Origin of the sequence: Rhodococcus sp. 14-2483-1-2, assembly GCF_002259405.1 — a bacterium.
In the GTDB taxonomy this organism is placed as follows: Bacteria; Actinomycetota; Actinomycetes; order Mycobacteriales; family Mycobacteriaceae; genus Rhodococcoides.
Map to the genome: position 1 here is coordinate 206,125 of NZ_NPFW01000017.1, position 17,782 is coordinate 223,906.

Annotated in this window: 18 protein-coding genes; 11 read left to right on the plus strand and 7 right to left on the minus strand. The window is 64.6% G+C overall.

Features of this window, described 5'->3' with window-relative positions; all coding sequences use genetic code 11:
- The first annotated feature begins 20 nt into the window (after window positions 1-20).
- Window positions 21-1,235: a glucose-1-phosphate adenylyltransferase gene (gene glgC / locus CH295_RS16410; protein ID WP_037191552.1), complete on the plus strand. Its 1,215-nt coding sequence runs from the start codon at window positions 21-23 to the stop codon at window positions 1,233-1,235.
- Window positions 1,236-1,336: 101 nt separating this feature from the next.
- Here glgC and CH295_RS16415 read toward each other — a convergent pair whose 3' ends face one another.
- Window positions 1,337-1,948 carry an O-methyltransferase gene (locus CH295_RS16415; RefSeq protein ID WP_032365496.1) on the minus strand — a complete coding sequence of 204 codons (612 nt, stop codon included), beginning with the start codon at window positions 1,946-1,948 and terminating at the stop codon, window positions 1,337-1,339.
- 239 nt (window positions 1,949-2,187) lie between these two features.
- Here CH295_RS16415 and sigE point away from each other — a divergent pair, with 239 nt between their 5' ends.
- The 4 genes from sigE to tatB all read left to right on the plus strand — a co-directional run bounded on the left by sigE (window position 2,188) and on the right by tatB (window position 5,257).
- Window positions 2,188-2,814, plus strand: a complete 627-nt coding sequence (gene sigE, locus CH295_RS16420) for an RNA polymerase sigma factor SigE (RefSeq protein ID WP_052047749.1) — start codon at window positions 2,188-2,190, stop codon at window positions 2,812-2,814.
- Window positions 2,815-2,830: 16 nt separating this feature from the next.
- Window positions 2,831-3,157: an anti-sigma factor family protein gene (locus CH295_RS16425; RefSeq protein ID WP_037191683.1), complete on the plus strand. Its 327-nt coding sequence runs from the start codon at window positions 2,831-2,833 to the stop codon at window positions 3,155-3,157.
- A gap of 84 nt (window positions 3,158-3,241) precedes the next feature.
- A complete protein-coding gene (locus tag CH295_RS16430; protein ID WP_502694505.1) occupies window positions 3,242-4,774 on the plus strand; it encodes a S1C family serine protease in 1,533 nt (510 codons plus the stop codon).
- 18 nt (window positions 4,775-4,792) lie between these two features.
- Complete coding sequence (gene tatB, locus CH295_RS16435) at window positions 4,793-5,257, plus strand: Sec-independent protein translocase protein TatB (RefSeq protein ID WP_037191555.1); 465 nt, start codon at window positions 4,793-4,795, stop codon at window positions 5,255-5,257.
- Window positions 5,258-5,365: 108 nt separating this feature from the next.
- Here the strand turns inward: tatB and CH295_RS16440 are convergent, their stop codons facing one another.
- From CH295_RS16440 to CH295_RS16465, 6 genes are all read right to left on the minus strand, one after another.
- Window positions 5,366-6,139: an amino acid ABC transporter ATP-binding protein gene (locus tag CH295_RS16440; protein WP_094741307.1), complete on the minus strand. Its 774-nt coding sequence runs from the start codon at window positions 6,137-6,139 to the stop codon at window positions 5,366-5,368.
- Entirely contained in the window at window positions 6,136-7,593 is a 1,458-nt protein-coding gene (locus CH295_RS16445; protein WP_094741308.1) for an amino acid ABC transporter substrate-binding protein/permease, read from the minus strand. Before CH295_RS16445 ends, CH295_RS16440 begins: the two co-directional genes overlap by 4 nt.
- Before the next feature lie 90 nt (window positions 7,594-7,683).
- A complete protein-coding gene (locus CH295_RS16450) occupies window positions 7,684-8,820 on the minus strand; it encodes an Mrp/NBP35 family ATP-binding protein (protein WP_032394099.1) in 1,137 nt (378 codons plus the stop codon).
- A gap of 61 nt (window positions 8,821-8,881) precedes the next feature.
- Window positions 8,882-9,754: a lytic transglycosylase domain-containing protein gene (locus tag CH295_RS16455; protein WP_037191558.1), complete on the minus strand. Its 873-nt coding sequence runs from the start codon at window positions 9,752-9,754 to the stop codon at window positions 8,882-8,884.
- 118 nt (window positions 9,755-9,872) lie between these two features.
- Window positions 9,873-10,421, minus strand: a complete 549-nt coding sequence (locus CH295_RS16460; RefSeq protein WP_052047740.1) for a DUF1003 domain-containing protein — start codon at window positions 10,419-10,421, stop codon at window positions 9,873-9,875.
- A 20-nt stretch (window positions 10,422-10,441) separates the two neighbouring features.
- Window positions 10,442-11,716, minus strand: coding sequence for a magnesium transporter MgtE N-terminal domain-containing protein (locus tag CH295_RS16465; RefSeq protein WP_037191563.1), 1,275 nt, complete (start codon window positions 11,714-11,716; stop codon window positions 10,442-10,444).
- Window positions 11,717-11,776: 60 nt separating this feature from the next.
- Here CH295_RS16465 and CH295_RS16470 point away from each other — a divergent pair, with 60 nt between their 5' ends.
- The 6 genes from CH295_RS16470 to CH295_RS16495 all read left to right on the plus strand — a co-directional run bounded on the left by CH295_RS16470 (window position 11,777) and on the right by CH295_RS16495 (window position 17,765).
- A complete protein-coding gene (locus tag CH295_RS16470; RefSeq protein WP_288143188.1) occupies window positions 11,777-12,733 on the plus strand; it encodes an HpcH/HpaI aldolase/citrate lyase family protein in 957 nt (318 codons plus the stop codon).
- A gap of 70 nt (window positions 12,734-12,803) precedes the next feature.
- Window positions 12,804-13,292: a YflT domain-containing protein gene (locus tag CH295_RS16475; protein WP_032394104.1), complete on the plus strand. Its 489-nt coding sequence runs from the start codon at window positions 12,804-12,806 to the stop codon at window positions 13,290-13,292.
- 195 nt (window positions 13,293-13,487) lie between these two features.
- Window positions 13,488-14,810 (plus strand): extracellular solute-binding protein, encoded by a 1,323-nt coding sequence (locus tag CH295_RS16480; RefSeq protein WP_094741310.1) that lies wholly within the window; start codon window positions 13,488-13,490, stop codon window positions 14,808-14,810.
- Window positions 14,807-15,757, plus strand: a complete 951-nt coding sequence (locus CH295_RS16485; RefSeq protein ID WP_032394106.1) for a carbohydrate ABC transporter permease — start codon at window positions 14,807-14,809, stop codon at window positions 15,755-15,757. Before CH295_RS16480 ends, CH295_RS16485 begins: the two co-directional genes overlap by 4 nt.
- The gene (locus tag CH295_RS16490; protein WP_032394107.1) at window positions 15,757-16,590 is read left to right on the plus strand and encodes a carbohydrate ABC transporter permease; all 834 of its coding nucleotides are present in this window, start codon (window positions 15,757-15,759) and stop codon (window positions 16,588-16,590) included. The genes CH295_RS16485 and CH295_RS16490 overlap by 1 nt, the downstream gene beginning before the upstream one ends.
- 5 nt (window positions 16,591-16,595) lie before the next feature.
- On the plus strand, window positions 16,596-17,765 hold the full coding sequence (locus CH295_RS16495; protein ID WP_037191571.1) for an ABC transporter ATP-binding protein: 1,170 nt from the start codon (window positions 16,596-16,598) through the stop codon (window positions 17,763-17,765).
- The last annotated feature ends 17 nt before the right edge of the window (window positions 17,766-17,782 follow it).

A 17,782-nucleotide genomic window follows, 5' to 3' on the forward strand; every position in this document is an offset into this window, starting at 1 on the left:
GGTGCGGATAGGTTGAGTGGGTGAGGACACAACCGCACGTACTAGGGATTGTGCTTGCCGGCGGAGAGGGTAAGCGCCTTTACCCGATGACCGCGGACCGAGCCAAGCCAGCCGTTCCCTTCGGGGGCGCCTACCGACTCATCGACTTCGTACTGAGCAATCTCGTCAATGCCGGTTACCTCCGGCTCTGCGTGCTCACCCAGTACAAGTCCCATTCACTGGACCGCCACATCTCGCAGACGTGGCGACTGTCCGGGTTCGCCGGGGAGTACATCACCCCGGTTCCCGCGCAGCAGCGTCTCGGGCCCCGGTGGTACACCGGCAGTGCCGACGCCATCTTCCAGTCGCTGAACCTGGTGTACGACGAGGACCCCGAGTACATCATGGTGTTCGGTGCCGACCACATTTATCGGATGGACCCGGAGCAGATGGTGCAGCAGCACATCGACTCCGGTGCAGGCGTCACCGTTGCCGGCATCCGGGTTCCGCGCAGCGAGGCATTCGCCTTCGGGTGCATCGACTCGGACGAGAACGGCAAGATCACCCAGTTCCTGGAGAAGCCGGCTCAACCGCCCGGCACCCCCGACGACCCCGACGTCACCTACGCCTCGATGGGCAACTACGTCTTCACCACCAAGGTGCTCGTGGACGCCATCAAGGCCGACTCCGAGAACGTCGACTCCGACCACGACATGGGCGGCGACATCATTCCGGCACTCGTCGAAGCGGGCGTCGCCTCGGTGTACGACTTCAACGACAACGTCGTTCCCGGTGCCACCGAACGCGATCGCGGCTACTGGCGAGACGTGGGCACCATCGACGCCTTCTACGACGCCCACATGGACCTCGTGTCGGTGCACCCCATCTTCAACCTCTACAACCGCCGCTGGCCCATCCGCGGATCGGCCGAGAACCTGCCGCCCGCCAAGTTCGTCCAGGGCGGCTTGGCGCAGGAGTCGGTCGTCGGTGCCGGCTGCATCCTGTCCGCCGCCACCGTCCGCAACTCGGTGCTCAGCTCCAACGTCATGATCGACAGCGGCGCGACGGTCGAGGGCAGCGTCCTGATGCCCGGCGTCAAGATCGGTAAGGGTGCCGTCGTGCGGCACGCGATCCTGGACAAGAACGTCGTAGTGGGCGACGGCGAGATCATCGGCGTCGACCACGAGCGCGATCGCGAGCGCTTCAACGTCAGCGCCGGGGGAGTGGTCTCGGTCGGCAAGGGCGTCTGGATCTAGAGCCTGCGGCATGTGAGTGGTGGAGCCCTCGGGTCGTTTCGCGGGCTCCACTCCTGCCTCGTAGCCCGCTACGAGTTACCACTCACATGCGGCGCAGCCGCTCACGCTCTCGACGCGCAGATCAGCCCGTCACCCAGAGGCAGCAGCACCGTCGTCAGACGCTCGTCCTCGGCGATGGCCCGGGCAGCGGAGCGGACGGCCACCGCGGTCGCGTCCCGCTGAGTCGGGTCGGCCACGCGACCACCCAGTAATGCGTTGTGCAGCACCAGAACTCCGCCTGGGCGCAGAAGTCGAACACTCTCTGCGACGAAGTGCGGGTGGTCGGCCGGGCTGGCATCGATGAACACCAAGTCGTAGGTGTCGTCGGCCAACCTGGGGAGCACGTCGAGCGCCCAGCCGTTGATCAACCGGGTACGCGAGGGCGCAATTCCCCCCGCGCGGAACGCTTCTCGGGCCGCACGCTGGTGCTCCGGTTCGGTGTCGATGGTCGTGAGGACACCGTCTGCGCGCATCCCGTCGAGCAGCCACAAACCGCTGATCCCTGCGCCGGTTCCGATTTCGACGACCGTCTTCGCGCCGAGCATCTGGGTGAAGATCGACAGAATCGCTCCGACAGACGGCGGTACCGGGGCGGCACCCAGGTCGACGGCTCGCTCTCTGGCTGCGATCAGAACCTCGTCCTCCTGAGCGGAGTCTTCGGCGTAGGCGAGCATCTTCTCGGCGTTGGTCGGCACGTCCCGAGGCTATCGTGCCCAGGGCACATTCTCACGCGCACATTCTCAGGTGCGCCTCAGCTGTTTCATACCGGACCCACACGCGGGTCCGTCAGGCTGTGGAGGAATCGAAGGTCCATCTCGATTGCGAAGTGTGAGCTGGAACATCCGAGGGTAGTCGTCGGTTGAATCAGAAGGACGTACGCAGTCCTGAGCAGGAGGATCCAACTATTTACAAGATCAACGGCGATCGCGACACCGCGCGTCTACCCGAGTCCGTACCCGCGCCCGACGATCTCAGCGGCACCGCAGTGTTCGATGCGACCGGCGAGGACTCCACCATGCCGTCCTGGGACGAACTGGTCCGCGAACACGGCGACCGCGTCTACCGCCTGGCCTACCGCCTGTCCGGCAACGCCCAGGACGCCGAGGATCTGACACAGGACACCTTCATTCGCGTGTTCCGCTCCCTGTCCAACTACCAGCCGGGCACCTTCGAGGGCTGGCTGCACCGCATCACCACCAACCTGTTCCTCGACATGGTTCGTCGGCGCAGCCGCATCCGCATGGAAGCGCTCCCCGAGGACTACGACCGCGTCCCCTCCGACCGGCCCAACCCCGAGCAGATCTACCACGATGCGCGCCTCGACCCCGATCTGCAGTCCGCGCTCGACTCGCTGGCACCGGAGTTCCGCGCCGCAATCGTGCTGTGCGACATCGAAGGACTGTCGTACGAGGAGATCGGTGCGACACTGGGCGTCAAGCTCGGAACGGTTCGCAGTCGCATTCACCGTGGACGCCAGGCGCTACGCGAGTACCTTCGAGTGCACGGGAAGGTCGACTCGGGTCACGCAAGTGTCCACTAGCTACGAGGAGGGTTGGATGACGCAGGCGCGCAAGCCGAGGCGATTCAGCTCCACCGAACATCTGGCCAGTGAGGCCGTCGCGGCGTACGTCGATGGCGAATTGCGAATGCCTGCCTACCTCCGTGCAGCCGACCACCTGTCCGAATGCCCCGAATGTGCTGCCGAGGTCGAGGCCCAGCAGCAGGCACGGAAGGCATTGCGAGGAGCAGGGGAGATGTCGATGCCGCATTCTCTGCTCGGACTGCTCAGCCAGATACCGTCCTGCGCGGGCGAGGATCGGCCGTCCCACACCAAGCGAACCTTCATGTCCGCCGTCGCCGACGTCCGCCGTCGCCGACGCTGATCGCACCGAGATCTGCGCGACGACTTCTCACCTGCATCGAGTCGCGCCGACCGCTCGAGTGATACTGAACTCTCACACCGACGTATGCGAGGGGTAACCGGACGCGTGACATCGAATTCGACCAGCACCGAGACCGCAGGCACCGACCCGGCAGATTTCGAGGGCGCAGGGACCGGTCCCGAAGGTCCTCGGTTGCCACCGCGTCCGGTCTATCGGCCGTCCGTCGATCCGGTGTCGGCCTCGGTGTTCGGACGTCCCGACGATGTGGACGGCTCGTTCTCTCCGCGTAGGGCCGGCGAGGAACTTCCCTCGCGCGTATCGGTTCGTCCACCCGATCCCATCCTCGCCGAGGCGTTCGGACGTCCGGACGATGCCCAGGACTCGCTGCAGCGCGACCCGAACGCCGAGGACGACAGCGACACGGCCCCGTCGGCTCCGGCCGATCCGTGGCGCGATCCAACCGCTCGGGTGTCCCTCGGCAGCGCGGCGCTCGATTCCCCACCTCCTCCCGTTCTTCCACCGGGCACCAAACTCGGTGTGCGCGACGTGCTGTTCGGTCGGTCGGTGTCCGTCCGAGCTCTCGTCGTACTCGGCGTTCTCGCCCTCGTCATCGGATTGGTCGGCGGGCTGTTCGGTCGCCTCACCGCCGAGGTCACCGGGGCGTTGACCAGTCAAAAAGTGACCCTGACCCAGTCCAGCGGCGACGACATCCCGCGCGGGCAGATCAGCAAGGTCGCCGACGCCGTCCTGCCGTCCGTCGTCTCGATCCAGGTGACGCTCGGCGAGACCGGGGGCACCGGCTCGGGCGTCGTCATCGACGGTGCCGGCTACATCGTCACGAACAACCACGTGATCTCACTGGCCGCATCCGACCCGGAGAACTCGACCCTGGAAGTGACGTTCTCCGACGGCACCAAGGTGCCGGCCGACATCGTCGGACGCGACACCAAGACCGACCTTGCCGTCCTCAAGACCGATGTCGGCAACCTCACCGTCGCCGAACTCGGTCGTTCCGCCGACGTTCGCGTCGGGCAGGACGTGATCGCCGTCGGCTCACCGCTCGGCTTGAACAAGACCGTCACCTCGGGCATCGTCAGCGCGCTCGATCGGCCCGTCGCCCTGTCGGGTGAAGGCACCGACACCAACGCCGTCATCGATGCCGTGCAGACCGACGCCGCCATCAACCCCGGCAACTCCGGCGGTCCACTCATCGACTTCGAGGGCCGCGTGATCGGCATCAACTCGGCCATCCGCAGCGAGAGCGGCGGATCGGTCGGCCTCGGCTTCGCCATTCCGGTCGACGAGGTCTTCGAGGTGACGCAGTCACTGATCCGGGACGGTGTCATGCGGCACCCCGACATCGGAATCAATGCCCGCTCGGTCATCAACGACACCTCGGCAGGCGCGGAAGTGGCGAACGTCCGCGCCGACGGTCCTGCCCAGCAGGCCGGAATCGTCGAAGGCGATGTCATCACCAAGGTCGGCGACCGAGCCGTGGGCGACGCCGACGAACTGGTCGTCGCCGTGCAGGCCACGACCATCGGGGAGCCGGTTCCGGTGCAACTCGTCCGGTCGGGGCGGCTGGTGGACCTCTCCGTCACGCCGGTTTCGGACTGACGACGTAGGCTGGCAGGCGTGTTCGGCAACATCGGTTGGGGAGAGCTCGTCATTCTCCTCGTAGCAGCTCTCGTCATCCTCGGCCCCGATCGCCTCCCCGGCGCCATCAGCTGGGTGTCCAAGTCGATCCGCCAGGTCAAGGATTATGCCAACGGCGCGAGCCAACAGCTCAAGGACGAACTCGGCACCGACTTCGAGGACCTCCGCAAACCGCTCGCGGATCTCAATCAACTCCGGGGCATGACCCCGCGGGCAGTGATCACCAAGCACCTGCTCGACGGCGACGACTCGGTTTTCAAGAACCCACTCGAGGACACCTTCAAGGGCAAGCCCTTCGACGCCAAGCCGAAGAGTCCGGGCGGCCCGACGCCTCGGAACGGCGTGTCCTCGGGCAATGCGTCCGGCGGCACGGTGTCGATGAGCAAGAACGAGCCGAAACTGTCGGCCGGCGACACCCCGCCGATCGACGCCGACGCCACATAAGCCTGAACCGTTCTTCGTTCGGTCTCACCCGTCCGCGTCAATGGACCATTGCATACGTCTGAGCGCTGCAGTGGTCCATTGACGCAAACGGGGGCGGGGGCGGGCGGGCTAGAGCACCTTGTTCAGGAAGTCCTGAGTACGTGGGTTCTGCGGGTTTCCGAACAACTCGTCGGGGGTTCCCTCTTCGACGATGACGCCCTCGGCCATGAAGATCACACGATCGGCGACCTCGCGTGCGAAGCCCATCTCGTGGGTCACGACGACCATCGTCATGCCGCCCTTGGCGAGGTCGCGCAGCACCTGCAGTACTTCTCCGACCATCTCGGGGTCGAGTGCGCTGGTGGCTTCGTCGAACAGCATGATCGACGGGCTCATGGCCAGTGCCCGGGCGATGGCGACGCGCTGCTTCTGCCCGCCGGAGAGGTTGGCCGGCTTGTAGTTCGCACGCTCGGACAGGCCCACTTGTTCGAGCAGTTTCACGGCCGAATCCTTGGCCTGCGACTTCGACATCTTCTTGGTCTCGACGGGCGCGAGCATGACGTTCTCGAGGGCGGTCATGTGTGGGAAGAGATTGAAGTGCTGGAACACCATGCCGATGTTCTGGCGCACCTTGTCCAGATCGACGTTCTTGGCCGTGAGGTCGGTGCCGTCGACGACGACCGATCCGGCGGTGATGTCCTCGAGCTTGTTGAGGCAACGCAGGAACGTGCTCTTGCCGGAGCCGGACGGCCCGATGACGCACACCACTTCACCGTTGGCGATCTCGGCGTCGATGCCCTTGAGAACCGTGTTGTCGCCGAACGCCTTCTGCAGGCCCTTGATGGAGATCTTGGTTCCGGAACCGCTGTCGACCGGCAGGTCCTTGGTCAGTTCGGTGCTCATTTGTTGATCCTCTTCTCGAGCCGGTTCGACAGCTTGGTGAGAGCCATGATGATGATGAAGTACAGAACGCCGACGATGAGCCACATGTTGAACGACTCGAAGTTGCGGGCGATGATCAGACGACCCGTCTGGGTCAGTTCGGCGAGGCCGATGACCGAGAGCAGTGACGTGTCCTTGAGCGTGATGACGAACTGATTGATGTACGACGGGATCATCGTGCGAATTGCCTGTGGCATCACCACTTTTCGCATCGACTTGAGGTAACTGATGCCGAGGCTGCGCGACGCCTCCATCTGTCCCTTGTCGACGGCGAGGATGCCGCCGCGGACGATCTCGGCCATGTAGGCACCGGCGTTGAGCGAGAGCGTGATGATGCCTGCGGTGAACGCCGACATCTGGAAGTTCAGCGCCGCGGGTACACCGAAGTAGATGAAGAATGCCTGCACCAGAAGCGGTGTGCCACGGAAGATGTCGACGTAGGTGGTGCCGATGCCGCGGAGCACGATGTTGGTGGAGACGCGGAACAGACCGAAGATCCCGCCGAGCACCAACGCGATGGCGATGGAAATGACGGTCAACACGATGGTCAGCCACAGGCCCTTGAGCAGCAACTGCCAGCTGCTGGCGATCAGACCGGGGATGGACGTGTCGGCGGTGGAGGCATCGGCGTTGAGGTAGGTGTCGAGAATCTGGTCGTACTGGCCGTTGGCGCGCAGGTTCTCGAGTCCGGTGTTGAACTGTTCGAGCAACTGGGCGTTGGTGCCCTTGGCGACCGCGAATCCGTAACTGGCACCGGCTTCCTTCTCGGTGACGGTCTTGAATCCGTTGCCCTGGGTGATTCCGTAGGCGAGCACGGGGTAGTCCTCGAAGGCGGCCGCCGAGTTGCCGGTACGCACTTCCTCGAACATCGTGGCGGAGTCGTCGAAGCTGCGAATGGTGAAGCCGTACTGGTCTGCGATCGACGCGGCGAAGGTCGCGCCCTCGGTGCCGTTCTTGACCGCGACGGACTTACCGCGCAGATCCTCGTAGCCCGTGATGTCGTCGTTGGAATCCAGAATCGCCATCTGGACACCGGAATCGAAGTACGGCTCGGAGAAGTCGAAGGTGGCCTTGCGTTCGTCGGTGATCGACATGCCGGCGATCATTCCGTTGAACTGGCCGCTGGTGACGCCCTGGAGTGCGGTATCGAAACCGACCTGCTCGACGGTGTAGTCGAAGCCTTGATCCACCGAGATCGCGGCGAGTAGGTCCATGTCGATTCCGACGAGTTTGCCGCTCTCGTCCTGGAATTCGAAGGGTGCGAACGTGGTGTCGGTCGCGATCGAGTAGTTCTGTGCAGGCGGGGCGGGTTGTGCGGATGCCATGGCGGGACCGAGCAGCGATCCCAACAGGGTGATCAGCAGTGCGATCAGAACCGGAACGACGACCGGCCTGACCCGATGCGGCTTCTTCATGAAGGCCACTCTCTATCGACAGTAGGATTGAAGGCAAATCCTAAGGCCCCAACCCTGTTTCCCGCGTCGTTTGTCGGGTATAAGCGCGACTTACAGTTTGCGCGCCGAATCGATGCCGAGTGACATTCCGACCAATCCACGTTCGCGGACTGCCAACTTCGCAGCTACCGCCTCCAAGGCTTGTGCCGCAGGCGATTCCGGGTTGCTCAGCACGATAGGCGTCCCGGCGTCGCCGCCCTCTCGGACGGCGGTGTCGAGCGGAATCTGGCCGAGAAGGGGAACGCTGGCACCCACTGCCTTGGTCAATCTGTCCGATACGTCCTGTCCGCCACCGGATCCGAAGATGTCCATGCGGGTGCCGTCGGGCAGTTCGAGCCACGACATGTTCTCCACGACACCTGCCACGCGCTGCCGAGTCTGTAGTGCGATCGCACCCGCGCGCTCGGCGACCTCGGCCGCGGCCTGCTGCGGGGTGGTGACCACGAGGATTTCCGCGCTCGGGATGAGCTGAGCGACTGAGATCGCCACGTCTCCGGTGCCGGGCGGAAGGTCGAGCAGCAGTACGTCCAGATCGCCCCAGAAGACGTCGGCCAGGAATTGCTGCAGCGCGCGGTGCAGCATCGGTCCACGCCACACGACCGGGGTGTTGCCCTGGGTGAACTGCGCGATCGAGATGAACTTCACGCCGTGTGCCTGCGGCGGCATGATCATCTTCTCGACCTGGGTCGGTCGTGCGTCGTTGCCGAGCATGCGAGGTACGGAGTGACCGTAGATGTCGGCGTCGAGCACGCCGACCGACAAACCGCGAGCGGTCAGCGATGCGGCGAGATTGACCGTCACGCTGGACTTGCCGACGCCGCCCTTGCCCGACGCCACCGCGTACACGCGGGTCAGGGATCCGGGTTGCGCGAAGGGAATGATCGGCTCCGCGGAATCGCCGCGCAGTGACTTGCGGAGTTCGGTGCGCTGCTCGTCGTTCATCACGTCGAGTTCGACCGATACGGTGCCGACGCCTGCGACGTCGGCGACGGCGTTCTTGACGCGGTCGCTGATTTCGGTCTTCATCGGACAACCGGAGGTGGTGAGGTAGATGCCGACGCCGACGGCTCCGTCGTCGGAGATGTCGATGCTCTTGACCATCCCCAGATCGGTGATGGGTTTGCGGATCTCGGGGTCGATCACCTTCGAGAGCGCGGTCCGAACGTCGGATTCGGTCAATACAGCCATTGCCTCATGCTAGGCGGTGGGCCGACTCCCGATGGACAGCAGGGCAGGCGCGGACACCCGATCAGTGAATGCGCGGGAGCTGGTCCGACGTCGGGACGATGCCGGTGGCGTATCCGGCCGACCACGCGAGCACGTTCGCCACGTAGGCCATCGAGTTGTTGTAGCGCAGGATCGCCTTGGTGGTCGATCCGAGGTCGCGCATGTCGGTGCCGTCGTCGCACAGGTACATGCCGGTGGCCAGGGCCGCGTCGTAGAGGTTCTGCGGGTCGGAGACGCCGTCTCCGTTGCCGTCCGCGTGGTAGAGGTTCCACGTCGAGGGCAGGAACTGCATGGGGCCGACTGCGCGGTCGTATTCGGTGTCGCCGTCGAGTGCTCCACCGTCGGTGTCGCGAATCACCTGGTTGCCCGCGAGGGTGCCGTTCAGGCGTGGACCGAGGATGGGCTCGTGCAGCTCGCCCGAGTCGTCGACCTTGCCGTTGTTGGCGTGGGTGGATTCGACGCGGCCGATGCCGGCGATGACGGTCCAGCTGATGCCGCAGCCGGGCTGCTGCTGGGCCAGGATTCGCTCGGCGTTCTTGTAGGCCGAGACGTTGACGACCGGAATCGCGATGGGGCTGACCGCGAGGTTGGTGGGCAGCTCGGGTGTGGGCGGAATCTCGGGGACCGGGGCGGGTGCCGGGACCGCAGCGGGTACCGGAAGCTCGGCCTGGGCCACCGGTTGCGCCTGCTGCTCCTGGGCGATCGGCTGCGGGGTCTCGACCACCGAGTTGGATTCCTGCGCTGCAGGCGAGGTTTTCGCACTGACGAAAGGGATGTATTCCGTGGCTCCGGCGCTGGTGGCGGCGGTGACGAGTCCTGCGGGGACGAGACCTGCCAGAGCAATCACCGAATTCCGTCGGACCTTGGAAGTCGATGCTTTTCTGTGACGACCCACGCGTGCTGTACCTCCTGATTTCCCCGGATGACAACCGGGGCCCGACCTGATGACCGGGGTCGAGGGTACCTGATTCGAGACTGTTCCGTTACCGGGCTGTTATCAGCGGAGGAGGGGTCTAGTGCGCTTCGGGGTCGAATGTCGCCGTATCCGGGCCCGATGCGTCCTCCGGCACCCGGCCGGCTGCCTTCTTGCGTGACTTCTTCGGAGTTGCGACCGGCTGTCCCGTCGCCTGTTCGAGCAGTGCCTTCACCTCGTCCAGTTCGCGGCGCAGATAGTCGCGGGTGGCCACTTCTCCGACGGCGATGCGCAGCGCTGCGAGTTCGCGAGCGAGGAACTCGGTGTCGGCCTTCGTCTGTTGTGCGCGAGAACGGTCCTCCTCGAGCGAGACTCGGTCTCGGTCGTCCTGCCGATTCTGGGCCAGCAGAATCAGCGGGGCCGCGTACGCGGCCTGGGTCGAGAACGCGAGGTTGAGCAGGATGAAGGGATACGGGTCCCATCGGAGGTTGACGGCCACGACGTTGAGGAAGATCCAGACGATCACGATGCCCGTCTGGATTGCCAGGTAGCGGCCGGTACCGAGGAATCTGGCAGCCTTCTCGCCCGACTTGCCGAGATCGAAGTCGAGATTGACGTTGAACATCCGCGATCCGCGCGGAGTGTCCATTCTCTGGCGTGCTGTTTCTTTCACTGTCCGGCCACTTCCTGATCTCGCCAGTCCTCGGGCAGCAGGTGATCGAGGACGTCGTCCACGGTCACGGCCCCGACCAGGTGGTCCTCGTCGTCGACCACCGGGCCGCAGACGAGGTTGTACGTCGCGAAGTACCGCGTCACGGCGGTGAGGCTGTCCTCGGGGGACAACCGCGGCAGCGCGCTGTCCACCACGCCGCCGACCAGACTCGCCGGCGGTTCTCGAAGCAATTGCTGCAGATGTACGCAGCCGAGATACGGGCCGGTGGGGGTGGCCGTCGGTGGCCGCACCACGAACACGAGCGAGGCCAGCGCGGGCGTCAGGTCGGGGTTGCGCACCCGGGCGAGCGCCTCGGCCACCGTCGTCGATGCGGTGAGTACGACGGGTTCGGGGGTCATCAGACCGCCTGCGGTGTCGGGGGAGTGCTCGAGCAGACGGCGGACCGGTGCCGAGTCCTCCGGATCCATCAGTCGCAGAAGCGATTCCGCTTCGGTCTCGGGCAGCTCGCCGAGGAGGTCGGCGGCATCGTCGGGGTCCATGGCCTCGAGCAGATCGGCACCGCGATCGACGCCGAGGTAGTGCATCATTTCCACCTGGTCGTCGTCGGGCAGTTCCTGGACGACGTCGGCGAGACGTTCGTCGTCCAACGCCCGCGCCACCTCCATGCGACGTTTGACGGGGAGCTCACGCATCGCGTTGGCGACGTCGGCCGCGCGTAGATCCTCGAACTGCATGAGTAGCTGTGCGACACCTTGATCGGGCATCGACAGTTCGTTCTGAGTGAGCCCCTGCACGTGCTGCCAGTCCACGACGTGGATCGCACCACGGCGCGCGAGCCGTTGCCGTTGCTTGCGTACCGCAACCCGTGCGACCACCCAGTCGCGAGTTCGGGTGAGTTCGATGCCGAGGTCGACGACGATGGAATCGACGTCGTGCAGCTCGTCGAGCTCGGGGTCGTCGACGCGCACCTTGGAGTCGAGAATCTGCGCGAACACGAGAATCTCGTTCGCGCGCTGAGTGAATCGCCGCAGACTGACGTTCCCGGTCGTGAGCTGGACCGAGTTCGGTTCGATGCTGGTGACTCTGAGCATCGGCACGAAAATTCTTCGCCGAGTTGCCAATTCGACCACGAGGCCGAGCACTCTCGGTTGCGCTCTACCGACGCGCATCGAGATCACCACGTCACGGACCCGTCCGATCGATTCGCCGTCGGGGCCCAGGACACCCAGGCCGGCGAGCCTGGCCGCGAATACCTTGCTCAGTGCTGCCATGATGGCAAGGTTAGAGGCTTCGCAATACAGAGGGTGAATCAGACAGGGGTTGTGCTCGTCGTGAATACTTCGGGCCCGCGGCGATCGGTGTTGGCCGTTCCGGGCAGTTCGGACAAGATGATCGCCAAGGCCAAGGGTCTACCGGCGGACGCGATCTTTCTCGATCTCGAAGATGCCGTTGCGCCCATCGCGAAGGTCGAGGCCCGCGCGCGCATCGTCGACGCACTCAATTCCGACGGCTGGGGCGACCAGATCAAGGTCGTTCGCGTCAACGACTGGACGACGCAGTGGACGTACGGCGACGTCATCGACGTCGTGTCGGGTGCCGGACGCGCTCTCGACGCCATCCTGCTGCCGAAGGTGGAGTGCGCCGCGCACGTGCAGGCACTGGATCTGCTGCTCACCCAGGTCGAGAAAGAGCACGGACTCGACGTCGGTGCGATCGGGATCGAACCGCAGATCGAGAGCGCCCGCAGTCTGCGCAACATCGACGAGATCGCGACTGCGAGCCCGCGGGTGCAAACCCTGGTGTTCGGTCCCGCCGATCTGATGGCCAGCGTCAACATGCGCACTCTGGTCGTCGGCGAGCAGCCGGTCGGATACGACACGGGCGACGCCTATCACCACATTCTGATGACCATTCTTCTCGCCGCCAGGACGCACGGTCTGCAGGCGATCGACGGTCCCTATCTGCAAATTCGCGATCTCGACGCTTTCCGCCGGGCGGCCGGCCGCACGGCAGGTCTCGGTTTCGACGGCAAGTGGGTGCTGCATCCGACGCAGATCGAGGCGGCCAACGAAATCTTCGCGCCGCGTCAGGCCGACTACGACAAGGCCGAGATGATCCTCGATGCGTACGAGTTCCACACGTCCGCGGCCGGCGGCGGCCGCGGCGCAGTGATGTTGGGCGACGAGATGATCGACGAGGCGAGCCGCAAGATGGCGCTCGTCGTCTCGGCGAAGGGCCGGGCGGCAGGAATGACGCGTACGACCGCCTTCGTGCCGCCCACGTCCTGACCGACCGTCAACCTGCTGTGAACCGCTATAACGGGTGTGCCGGGTGTCCGTTTCGGGGCACAATGGAGTCATGACTAATCCCCTCTCGCAGTCGGGCCGCCCAGGGCAGGGACTGCCGACGCCGCCTTCCGGTTGGCCGATCGGTTCCTACCCCACCTACGCCGAGGCGCAGCGCGCCGTCGACTACCTGTCCGACGAGGAGTTCTCGGTACAGGACGTGACGATCGTCGGCGTCGACCTGATGCAGGTCGAGCGCGTCTTGGGCCGGCTCACGTGGCCCAAAGTGATTGGTGGAGGCATTGTTTCGGGTGCATGGCTGGGCGTTTTCCTCGGCCTGGTCCTCGGTATCTTCAGCGAGAACATCCTCGGAGCTCTGCTCATCGGCGTCGGCGGCGGGATCATCTTCGGCCTGATCTCGGCGTCCATTCCGTACGCGGCCACCAAGGGGCAGCGAGATTTCGCGTCGAGCATGCAGTTGGTCGCCGGTCGTTACGACGTCCTCTGCGAACCCCGTACCGCGGAGAAAGCGCGCGACCTGCTCGCGAAACTGTCGATCTGATCACACCTGGTGGACGACCAGGCAACCGACAGGTAACGGAATAGCCCCAATCTCCCCTCAATGCCAGTGAGTTCGGTTACGTTTCTTTCGTGCACGGCAGTCCCACACAGTGTGCTGCGCGAGTAACTGAACGTACGGAGGCGGAAAGTGCCGAGACATCGTGGTCGTAGGCGTGGAAAAGCAACGAGGATAGGGGTGTTGGCGGCAGCGGCTCTGGTGACGAGTCCGTTGCTCGCAGCGTGTGGTTCGTCCGACAGTTCGGTTCCGGTTCTGAGTTTCTACACTGCCGCAGACGGCGCAGAGCAGTACGCCGCTGCGGCACAGGTGTGTTCGGACGCCTCGAACGGTCGCTACCGCGTGGAGCAGCGAACGCTGCCCAAGAGCGCAAATGATCAGCGTCTCCAGCTCGCGCGGCGCCTCGCAGGCAACGACCGGACGCTCGATCTGATGACACTCGACGTGGTGTGGACGGCCGAATTCGCCGAAGCCGGATGGGCATTGCCCGTCCCCGACGACCTGTCCGCGAAGCTCCGCGACGGCTCCACCCTCGAAGGTCCGCTCGCCACGGCCGAATGGCAGGACCAGCTCTACGCGGTTCCGCTCAACTCCAACACCCAGTTGCTCTGGTACCGGCCCGACGAGGTGCCGGACGGGGTACCCCCGCAGACGTGGGATCAGCTGATCGACGTGGCCGAGGCCAATGCGGCCGCCGGAAGGCCCTCGGAGATCGGCGTCCAGGCCAAGCAGTACGAGGGCTTCATGGTCTGGTTCAACTCGCTGCTCGAGAGCGCAGGAGGATCGGTCGTCGGCGAAGACGGAACGACGGTGACACTCAACGACACTCCCGAGCACCGCGCCGCCACTGAGAAGGCCCTCGAGATCATCAAGCGGGTCGCCACCGCCGATGGCCGCGACCCGTCGGTCTCGCAGAGCGACGAGGGAACCTCCCGGCTCGGGATGGAAGCGGGACGGATGGCCTTCCAAGTCAACTACCCGTTCGTGCTGCCCGGTCTGAAGGAGAACGCCGTCGCCGGTGCCGTCTCGTTCCTCGACCTGTCGAACGTGCCTGCCGACCAACAGGACGCGCGGATCGCCGAGGTCTTCCGCAGCGCCCCGTATCCGGAGGTCGATGCGGGCGAGCCCGCCAAGGTCACCATCGGTGGGTTCAACATCGGCGTCGCCAAGACCACCCAGCACGAGGACCTCGCGTGGGAGGCCGTCGAGTGCCTCACCAACGAGGAGAACCAGCGCAACAACGCCGTCAACGGTGGTGTGCCGCCGGTGCTTGCACGCCTGTACGACGATCCGGAGTTCCAGGCCGTCTATCCCGCATGGGAAGGGGTGCTCGGTTCCATCGAGTCGGCGGCCGTCCGGCCCGTTTCGCCTGCGTACCAGAGCATCTCGATTCTGTTGACCGATGCGCTCAACCCGCCGCAGAACATCGATCCGGTTGCCGACGTGGACAAGCTCGCCGATCTGGTCACCAAGGCCGTCAATTCCGAAGGGTTGATTCCATGAGCGCCACCACCGAGTCACAGCCCGCATCGCAGCCTGTCGACAAGCAGGCGGCTCTGAAGAACGTCTCCGACGGCAAGAAGGCCGAACGACGGTTGGGTCTGCTGCTCATCGCACCCGCAGCCCTGCTGATGATCGCAGTCACCGGGTACCCGATCATCTACGCGTTCTGGCTCAGCCTGCAGAAGTACAACCTCGCATTCCCCGAGGATCGTGAATTCGTCGGCATCTCCAACTACGTGACCGTGCTCTCCGACGGCTACTGGTGGACGGCGTTCGGCGTGACGGCGGGCATCACGATCATCTCGGTGATCATCGAGTTCATCCTCGGCCTGGCGGTGGCTCTGGTCATGCACCGCACCATCTTCGGCCGTGGACTGGTGCGCACCGTGGTGCTCATTCCGTACGGCATCGTGACCGTCGCCGCCGCGTACAGCTGGTACTACGCGTGGACCCCCGGCACGGGCTACCTCGCCAATCTGCTGCCCGACGGCAGTGCCCCGCTCACCGAGCAGTTCCCGTCACTGGCGATCGTCGTGTTGGCCGAAGTGTGGAAGACGACGCCGTTCATGGCGCTGCTGCTGCTCGCAGGCCTGGCGCTGGTGCCCGACGACCTGCTCAAGGCCGCCGAGGTCGACGGGGCGGGTGGCTGGACCAGGCTGATGCGGATCACCATCCCGTTGATGAAGCCGGCGATCCTCGTCGCGGTGCTCTTCCGCACCCTCGACGCGTTCCGCATCTTCGACAACATCTACGTCCTGACCCGAGGCAGCAACGAAACCGGATCGGTCTCGATTCTGGGTTACAACAACCTCTTCGGTGCGTTCAACCTCGGACTCGGGTCGGCGATCAGCATCCTGATCTTCTTCTGCGTCGCGATCATCGCGTTCGTGTTCATCAAGTTGTTCGGTGCATCGGCACCGGGATCCGACGACGGAGGCCGCAAGTAATGACCACTGTTACGCCTCGCAAGAAGGTCGGTTGGACGGTCGTCAACGTCCTCGTCCTGCTCTACGCACTCGTTCCGCTGCTGTGGATCATCAGCCTGTCGTTCAAGTCGACGGCGACCATCGCGGACGGCAGGTTCATTCCGCAGTCGTTCACCCTGGAGAACTACAAGGGCATCTTCCAGACGAACCAGTTCACCTCGGCATTGGTGAACTCGATCGGCATCGGATTGATCACCACGGTGATCGCCGTGGTGATCGGCACGATGGCCGCGTATGCCGTTGCTCGCCTGGACTTTCCGGGCAAGAAGGCGCTCGTGGGTGCGGCGCTGCTGATCGCGATGTTCCCCCAGATCTCGCTGGTGACACCGCTGTTCGACATCTCCCGCTCGCTGGGACTGTTCGACACCTGGCCGGGACTGATCATCCCGTACATCACCTTCGCGTTGCCGTTGGCGATCTACACCCTGTCGGCGTTCTTCCGCGAGATTCCATGGGAGCTCGAAAAGGCAGCGAAGATGGACGGCGCGACGCCCGCACAGGCGTTCCGCAAGGTCATCGCCCCGCTGGCCGCCCCCGGCATCGTCACCGCCGCCATTCTGGTGTTCATCTTCGCCTGGAACGACCTGCTGCTCGCCATCTCGTTGACGGCAACAGAACGTTCGGTCACCGTCCCGGCGGCCATCTCGCAGTTCACCGGTAGCTCTCAGTTCGAGGAGCCCACGGGGTCGATCGCGGCGGCAGCAGTCGTCATCACGATCCCGATCATCATTTTTGTGCTCTTCTTCCAACGACGTATCGTGGCGGGCTTGACGTCCGGCGCAGTGAAGGGATAACCGTCATGGCCGAAATCGTTCTCGACAAAGTCACCAAGCTCTACCCCGACGGCGCCGCCGCGGTCAGCGACGTCGACATCACCATCGCCGACGGCGAATTCATCATTCTCGTCGGGCCGTCCGGTTGCGGAAAGTCGACCACCCTCAACATGATCGCCGGTCTCGAGGACATCTCGTCCGGCGAGCTGCGCATCGCGGGGGAGCGCGTCAACGAGAAGGCACCGAAGGATCGCGACATCGCGATGGTCTTCCAGTCGTACGCGCTGTACCCGCACATGACGGTGCGGCAGAACATCGCCTTCCCACTGACGCTCGCCAAGCTCTCGAAGTCGGAGATCAACAGCAAGGTCGAGGAGGCAGCCAAGATCCTCGACCTCAGCCAGCATCTCGACCGCAAGCCGGCGAATCTCTCCGGTGGTCAGCGTCAGCGAGTTGCCATGGGCCGCGCCATCGTTCGTACACCCAAGGCGTTCCTGATGGACGAGCCGCTGTCCAACCTCGACGCGAAGCTGCGCGTGCAGACCCGCGCCGAGATCTCGCGCCTGCAAAAGCGGCTCGGCACCACCACCGTGTACGTCACGCACGACCAGACCGAGGCCATGACCCTCGGCGATCGCGTCGTGGTGCTGCGCGGCGGGCTTGTGCAGCAGATCGGTTCTCCGCAAGAGCTCTACGACAAGCCGCGAAACCTGTTCGTGGGCGGCTTCATCGGATCGCCCTCGATGAACTTCGTTCCCGGACAGCTCACCTCGAACGGTGTCTCGACCGCGTTGGGCGATATCGACATCCCGCTCGAGCGGATGGATGCGATCAAGGCCAAGAACCCGGGCCGCGAGGTGGTCGTCGGCATCCGCCCCGAGCACTTCGAGGACGCGGCTCTGATCGACGGTTACCAGAAGATGAGCGGTGCCACCTTCACCGCCACCGTCGACGTACTCGAGTCGATGGGTAGCGACAAGTACGTCTACTTCACGCTCAAGGGCGCGCGGGTCGAATCCAGCGAGCTGCAGGAGCTCGCAGCGGACGCGGGTATCGCCGATCTCGGTGGTGCACAGGTGGTTGCACGTCTGGCCGCCGAATCCAAGGCCGCCGAGGGTGGTCAGGTGGAACTGTGGTTCGACCCGGCGAAGATCTCGGTGTTCGACCAGGCCTCGGGTGCGAACCTGACGCTGTAGTGCCTACGGCAGTGGTG